Source organism: Streptomyces mesophilus, from assembly GCF_011044995.1.
Taxonomy (GTDB): Bacteria; Actinomycetota; Actinomycetes; order Streptomycetales; family Streptomycetaceae; genus Streptomyces; species Streptomyces mesophilus.
This window is the reverse complement of the sequence record NZ_JAAKZW010000427.1, coordinates 1-2,504: the sequence shown is the minus strand read 5'-3', so window position 1 is coordinate 2,504 and position 2,504 is coordinate 1. Positions and strand designations below refer to the sequence as shown.

Annotated in this window: 1 protein-coding gene; it reads left to right on the top strand. The window is 74.2% G+C overall.

Annotated elements, in window-relative coordinates; genetic code table 11:
• Window positions 1–2,504: ATP-binding protein (locus G6045_RS40255; RefSeq protein WP_206344815.1), on the top strand; the 2,504-nt coding region annotated here is incomplete at both ends.

Below are 2,504 nucleotides of genomic sequence, written 5' to 3'. Positions count from 1 at the left end.
ACCCGGACGAGAGCACCCGGACCGCCCGGCCGCCACCGGCAACCTCCGCCCCCGCCTGACCTCCTTCGTCGGCCGGGAACCCGAACTCGCCGCCATCCGTACGGATCTGAAGAAGGCCCGCCTCGTCACCCTCACCGGCCCCGGCGGCTCCGGCAAGACCCGCCTCGCGGAGGAGACGGCCGCCGGGCACCCCACCCCGGCCTGGCTCGCCGAACTCGCCCCGCTCGAACGGCCCGACGCGGTCCCCGGCGCCGTGGTCAGCGCCCTGGGCCTGCGGGACACGGTGCTGCGCACGAGCGAGCTCTCGGTCGCGCAGGACGACCCGGTCGCCCTGCTCACCGAGTTCTGCGCGGACCGCGAGCTGCTCCTGATCCTCGACAACTGCGAACACGTCATCGACGCGGCCGCCCACCTCGCCGAGGCCCTGCTCACGCACTGCCCGAAGCTGCGGATCCTCGCCACCAGCCGCGAGCCCCTCGGGGTGCCCGGCGAGTCCGTACGGCCCGTCGACCCGCTCCCCGAAGAGCCCGCCCACCGCCTCTTCGCCGAACGGGCCGCCGCCGTGCTGCCCGGCTTCGACCCGGAGCAGGACCGCGCGGCCGTCGCGGAGATCTGCACCCGTCTGGACGGCCTGCCGCTCGCGATCGAACTGGCCGCCGCCCGGCTGCGGTTGCTCACCCCGCGCCAGATCGCCGACCGCCTCGACGACCGCTTCCGGCTGCTCACCTCGGGAAGCCGGACCGTGCTGCCCCGCCAGCAGACCCTGCGCGCGGTCGTCGACTGGTCCTGGGAGCTGCTCGACGCGAGGGAGCGCACCTTCCTGCGCGAGGTCTCCGTGTTCGCCGGCGGCTGGGACCTGTCCGCGGCCGAGGCGGTGTGCAGCGGGGACGCCGCACTGCTGCTCGGCGCCCTGGTCGACAAGTCCCTGATCGTCGCGGCTCCTTGCCGCCGCGGGGACGAGGGCATGCGCTACCGCATGCTCGAAACCATCCACGAGTACGCCACGGAGCGCGCCGAGGAGGAGCCGGCGACCCGTGCCGCGGCCCGCAAGCGGCACACGGACCACTTCCTCGCCCTCATGGAACAGGCCGACCCGCTGCTGCGCACCGCCGAACAGCTGCCCTGGATCGGCCGGGTGGAGCGGGACCTCGACAACCTCCGCGCCGTTCTTCAGCACAGCGTCACCACCGGCGACGAGCAGGCCGCGCTCGAACTCGCCCTCGCCATGGGCTGGTTCTGGTCCCTGCGCAACTACCGCCGCGAAGGCAGCGACTGGAGCGCCGCCGCCCTCGCGCTCGGCGAGGACCCGACGGGCCCGGACGGGCGCCCGACCGGCCCCGAGGCCGAAGCGGACCCGCGCTACTGGCCGCGTATGCGGCTGCGTCTGCTCCAGCTGTTCCTGCTCTCGGACTCCGTGCCCGGCCAGCCCCTGGACGAGCCGCGGGCCCGGTCCGAACTGGCCCTGCTGCGCGAGGTGTTCGGCCGTCCGATCCCGCAGTCCGCCACGTTCCCCGGCCTCCTGTGGCCGTTCGCCACGTTCGTACTCGACGGCACGAGCGGCGGCCGCGAGGCGATGGAGACGGCCACCGAGGCCTGCCGCCTGTACGGAGGTCCCTGGGAGATGTGCGTCGCCCTGCTGTTCCGCGCCCATGTCGCCGTCGACACCCGCGGCGGCCTCGGCGCCGTGGACAAGGACCTGGCGGAGCTGAGGACGCTGTCCCGCCAGGTCGGCGACCGCTGGCTCAAGGCCCATGTGTGCACGGCGGTCGGCGAGGCCGCGATGGCCCGTGGCCAGTTCGCCGAGGCGCAGGCGGAGTACGAGGAGGGCCTGCTCCTCGCGTACGAGATGGGGGTGTACTCCGAGGCGCCGCTCCTGATCGCCCGGCTCGCCGAGATCGCCTACCGCGCGGGCGATCTGCCCCTCGCCAGGCGGGCCATCGCCGAGTCCGACGAGGAAGGCGAGCGCTACGGCGTCCTGGACACCCGCGCGTTCGTCCGCCTGCTCTCCGCGTACGTGGCGCTGGCCGAGGGGGACCTCGAACTGGCCCGTACCGAATGGCGGTCGAGCATCGAGTGGGCCGCGCGGGCCACGCCCCCGCCGCAGTTCGAGGCGGGTGTCGCGCATGCCGACGCGAAGATCACGGCCTTGCAGTCGGGTCCGGCCGCCGCTCTGCCGAAGGTGGTCGAGGGCCTGCGCGGTGCCGTACGGGACAAGTGCGCGGAGCCGGTCCTGTCCCTGCTCGCCGAGGCGTCGGCCACCCTCCTGGCCGACCTCGACGACCCCCGCGCCACCCGCGTCCTGTCGGCAGGCACCCACTGGCGCGGCGACCTCCCCGTCCCGGAGCCGGAACGAACGGAGCTCGCCCAGGTCCGGGCGAGACTGCGGAAGCGGCTGGGAGACGAGACGTACGAACGCGAGTGGACGGCGGGGCAGACCCTCACCCCGGAGGACGTGCTGGACCTACTCGGCCCATCCAGCCCCGCCGTCCACTCGCGTTCGTACG